We start from the raw sequence: 3,906 nt of genomic DNA, 5'->3' as shown, positions 1-3,906 counted from the left end.
AGCGCAGAAGAGCGAAAGACGCAGATCGTGGCTGCGGTGTTGCGATTGGCCGATGAGATTGGCCCTGATCGGTTAAGTACAACAGATGTCGCTCGCGCCATTGGCCTCAGCCAGCCCGCGATCTTTCGATGTAGAATGTAGAATGTAGAATGTAGAATGTAGAATGTAGAATGTAGAATGTAGAATGTAGAATGTAGAATGTAGAATGTAGAATGTAGAATGTAGAATGTAGAATGTAGAATGTAGAATGTAGAATGTAGAAAAACAGTGAAGCTGTTAAATCCTATCATCGGCCGAAGCCTAAGGACCCCGATATGCAGTTGTTTGTTCATCGAATGAACCAAACCGCCCACATATCTCTTCAGATATTATCAATGTCAAAGAGCGCGGAGCCTAAGCCCCAGAGACAAAATCAACGTGCTCCAAGGGTCCATCGAATGGCGACACCCTGCACAAGCGAGGTTAACAAAATGGCGATGTCTTCGGGGCTTTCGTCACCCTGCAGATCCCCTGACGCCTGCTGATCACGGATCGCAGAAACCAATCGGCCCTGATATGCTCCAAGGATCTCGCGAAACACATTGCGCACTGATGCCGATGAGCGGATCGGTCGCGTGGTTCGGAGGTGTTGAGGCCGCTGCGCAGGGGCATAATGTGATGAAAATCGTGCTATTGGCACTGGTCGCCCTTCATGTCGCGGGTGCATTCTACCACCACTTCGTTCTACGCGACGGCACATTGGCGCGGATGCGCCAGGCGAAGGGGTGAACTTATGCGCTTGGCACCTCTCTTTGCGGCAAGCACAGCTATCAGCCATTGCCCACACGCCGGCCTTGCCTTCAATCTTGTTCTCCCGCGAATTGCAGGTAGAAAATCCTGGCTTGCGCAATGTGTTTCGCGAGATCCTTGGAGCATATCAGGGCCGATTGGTTTCTGCGATCCGTGATCAGCAGGCGTCAGGGGATCTGCAGGGTGACGAAAGCCCCGAAGACATCGCCATTTTGTTAACCGCCTGGTCCCGGCCGGGACCGAAGTGCTGCGTATTGACCCTGCCGATTACGAGCTTGCATTGGCGCAGGCCCGGGCAGACCTAGCGGCTTTTAACGCTGAAAGCGCGCAGCTGGCTACCGAGGCGGCCAACACTACCCGGATCTTGGAATTAGAGCGCGAACGGCTGGCTCTAGCCGAAACCGACCTGGAGCGCATTCGCACGCTGACCGCACAGGGCACCCAGACGCTGAAGCCACTCGTGATCTCGGTCGTCTTTGGCCTTCTGGCGGCGACAGTTCTGATCTTGCTGGTGCTGCCTGCGTTCTATGCAGCGCTTGAGGATATCCGGCCGCGCAAAACCGCAAATCCAATAGCCGGATAGGATGCTGATCCAAAAATTGATTGCGCGAAGAAAGCACTGTCCGATCACTTTACATCATAAATCTACATAAGGTCTGGTTTCTATGGCTTTGTGACGACGCTCTCCAGCACCTCGCCTTCGTGATCAACCGCCCGCCACAGATAGTGCCGTTCGCGATTTGTAAAACGAAAGATGTGTTTTTCATTAACATCATAGGGCACACAAACCGGAGGAGATGTTTCTGGCACCCAACTCTCTCTGCCCCGTAAGTCATTGTAATCATTAAAGCGTATCTGAGTTCGCGATTTTACTAGCCTAAACGAGACAGACAGCAAATTCTATGCCAACTTCACGAGGGCATGAATTTTGGGGCCGTGAAGCACTGGTTTCCTGACCTTATGTAGATTTATGATGTAAAGTGATCGGACAGTGCTTTCTTCGCGCAATCAATTTTTGGATCAGCATCCTATCCGGCTATTGGGTTTGCGGTTTTGCGCGGCCGGATATCCTCAAGCGCTGCATAGAACGCAGGCAGCACCAGCAAGATCAGAACTGTCGCCGCCAGAAGGCCAAAGACGACCGAGATCACGAGTGGCTTCAGCGTCTGGGTGTGCCGCCCCAAGTGCTCGTTTAGGCCACTTTCCGTTCGAAGGCCACGGGGCTTTTCCAGCCGAGGGCTGAGTGCCGTCGGCGCGGATTGTAGAAGCCGTTTATGTAGTTGAAGATCGCCATCTCAGTCGCCCGCCGCGTTGGCCAGGAGTGCCGCCAGATCAACTCGGCCTTGATTGTTTTGAAGAAGGTCTCCACCGCGGAGTTGTCATAACAATTTCCCTTGCCGCTCATCGACACTCTAAAGCCGTGCTGGGGGCAGTATGAAAAAGGCTTCGATAAGCGATGCGGCGAGCGCCGCCAACAAGACTACTGGCAGAACCTCGAGTACGGCACCCAATTCACCCGCCAAGTAAGCAAGAGGAAGAAACACTGCCAACGTTGTTAGGAATGACGATATAACGCCAGGGGCTACAGCTGTGACACCTTTGGTTACGGTCTCGACTGTCGGTTTTTCGGCGGCATGGACCGCGATGGAATCCGCGATCACAATAGAATCGTCCATCACGATGCCGAACGCTGAAAGCGCGCAGCTGGCTACCGAGGCGGCCAACACTACCCGGATCTTGGAATTAGAGCGCGAACGGCTGGCTCTAGCCGAAACCGACCTGGAGCGCATTCGCACGCTGACCGCACAGGGCACCGTCCCACAATCCCGCGGTGATGAGGCCGAGCGCGCGACGCTTCTGGCTCGCCGCACTGTCACCGAACTGGAAAACAGCCTCGCATTGATCCCGCCTCGTGAGGCCCGGATCGCAGCACAGATCGCACGCAGCGAGGCCGCCATTCGAGCCGGGCGAAATCGTCGTCATCGACGACATCGCTCCTGCTATTCCCGGCATGGCGCTGACGCCGATCGAGGTCCAGCCATGATACGTTGGTTCACGGGCCATCCGACGGCGGGCAACCTTCTTATTCTTCTTTTTCTCGCGGCAGGCGTCTTTGCCGCGCCCGGACTTTTGCGCGAGACCTTCCCTGATTTCCGCGCAGTGGAAGCCGAGATTGTCGTACCCTACAGAGGGGCGGCCGCCGAGGATGTGGAAACAGCTATCTGCGCGCCGCGAGCGACATCTGTTGTACTTAACCGATCAGGGCCAATCTCATCGGCCAATCGCAACACCGCAGCCACGATCTGCGTCTTTCGCTCTTCTGCGCTCTGTCGGCCAGACATTTGTCACCTCTTGTTGGTTATAACTCACTAACATATAAAGGAGACGCCAACAACTACTATCCCGAGTCTCCAGTCCAGTTACAAAGGTCCCTGCCATGCATGTCAAAACTGCCCCCTCCGGCTATTCTCGCCTACAAATAGGTTTACACTGGCTGGTCTTTGTGTTGATCGAATCGCACCCTTGAAGAGGTATTGCTGGGCGATCAACACAAAGACCAGCCAGTGTAAACCTATTTGTAGGCGAGAATAGCCGGAGGGGGCAGTTTTGACATGCATGGCAGGGACCTTTGTAACTGGAATGGAGACTCGGGATAGTAGTTGTTGGCGTCTCCCTTATATGTTAGTGAGTTATAACTAACAAGAGGTGACAAATGTCTGGCCGACAGAGCGCAGAAGAGCGAAAGACGCAGATCGTGGCTGCGGTGTTGCGATTGGCCGATGAGATTGGCCCTGATTGTTCTCCGGAGCGATGCCGATATAGCGGTTCAGGTCGGCGGACGCTTGGTTCACCGACAGACCGAACTGCTCCATCAGGTCGCTTCGGTTCACATATCCCTCCCAAAATAACCGGAACTCGATAAAATCGAGACGCTGCGCGACCCCCCAACGAAGCTCCGGCTTGTTGCTATCCACTTTGCACTCCCAATCTTGCGTGTAGGAAAAATGTACACGCCCATTTTCTGTGCTGTTGGAGATGTTAGAGGAGTGCTTCTGCGCAGGCAATCGAAAATACACGCAAAGCGGGAAAAGTTCGCGCTTCTATGGGTTTGAATAA

The 3,906-nt window shown here is 54.1% G+C and carries 5 protein-coding genes and 3 pseudogenes; 4 read left to right on the top strand and 4 right to left on the bottom strand.

What is annotated here, in order from left to right; translation table 11 throughout:
• Positions 1-27 precede the first annotated feature (27 nt).
• From E7681_RS19430 to E7681_RS18740, 3 genes are all read left to right on the top strand, one after another.
• Entirely contained in the window at positions 28-141 is a 114-nt protein-coding gene (locus E7681_RS19430; protein WP_425471413.1) for a TetR family transcriptional regulator, read from the top strand.
• A 450-nt stretch (positions 142-591) separates the two neighbouring features.
• Entirely contained in the window at positions 592-768 is a 177-nt protein-coding gene (locus E7681_RS18745) for a cytochrome b/b6 domain-containing protein (RefSeq protein WP_168733257.1), read from the top strand.
• Positions 769-1,033: 265 nt separating this feature from the next.
• Complete coding sequence (locus tag E7681_RS18740; protein WP_136340775.1) at positions 1,034-1,372, top strand: hypothetical protein; 339 nt, start codon at positions 1,034-1,036, stop codon at positions 1,370-1,372.
• Positions 1,373-1,458: 86 nt separating this feature from the next.
• Here the strand turns inward: E7681_RS18740 and E7681_RS19230 are convergent.
• From E7681_RS19230 to E7681_RS19225, 3 genes and pseudogenes are all read right to left on the bottom strand, one after another.
• Positions 1,459-1,530, bottom strand: a pseudogene (locus tag E7681_RS19230) (IS6 family transposase); the annotation flags it as partial.
• 451 nt (positions 1,531-1,981) lie between these two features.
• Positions 1,982-2,215, bottom strand: a pseudogene (locus E7681_RS18730) (integrase core domain-containing protein); the annotation flags it as partial.
• Complete coding sequence (locus E7681_RS19225) at positions 2,202-2,465, bottom strand: efflux RND transporter permease subunit (RefSeq protein WP_246032557.1); 264 nt, start codon at positions 2,463-2,465, stop codon at positions 2,202-2,204. The gene E7681_RS19225 and the pseudogene E7681_RS18730, both read right to left, overlap by 14 nt.
• On the opposite strand from E7681_RS19225, the gene E7681_RS19220 reads away from it, so the two are divergent.
• Positions 2,380-3,162 carry an HlyD family secretion protein gene (locus tag E7681_RS19220; RefSeq protein ID WP_246032558.1) on the top strand — a complete coding sequence of 261 codons (783 nt, stop codon included), beginning with the start codon at positions 2,380-2,382 and terminating at the stop codon, positions 3,160-3,162. The genes E7681_RS19225 and E7681_RS19220 overlap by 86 nt on opposite strands.
• Before the next feature lie 425 nt (positions 3,163-3,587).
• Here E7681_RS19220 and E7681_RS18715 read toward each other — a convergent pair.
• Positions 3,588-3,764, bottom strand: a pseudogene (locus E7681_RS18715) (BrxR family helix-turn-helix transcriptional regulator); the annotation flags it as partial.
• Positions 3,765-3,906 lie beyond the last annotated feature (142 nt).

The sequence above is a fragment of the Thalassobius vesicularis genome, assembly GCF_004799325.1.
Lineage (GTDB): Bacteria > Pseudomonadota > Alphaproteobacteria > Rhodobacterales > Rhodobacteraceae > Thalassobius > Thalassobius vesicularis.
The sequence above is the reverse complement of the archived record's forward strand: the minus strand, read 5'-3'. Positions and strand labels throughout refer to the sequence as shown.

Coding starts and splice junctions, on each gene's coding strand:
- E7681_RS18745 (WP_168733257.1), top strand. CDS start 592: ATGCCGATGAGCGGATCGGTCGCGTGGTTCGGAGGTGTTGAGGCCGCT.
- E7681_RS19225 (WP_246032557.1), bottom strand. CDS start 2,465: ATGGACGATTCTATTGTGATCGCGGATTCCATCGCGGTCCATGCCGCC.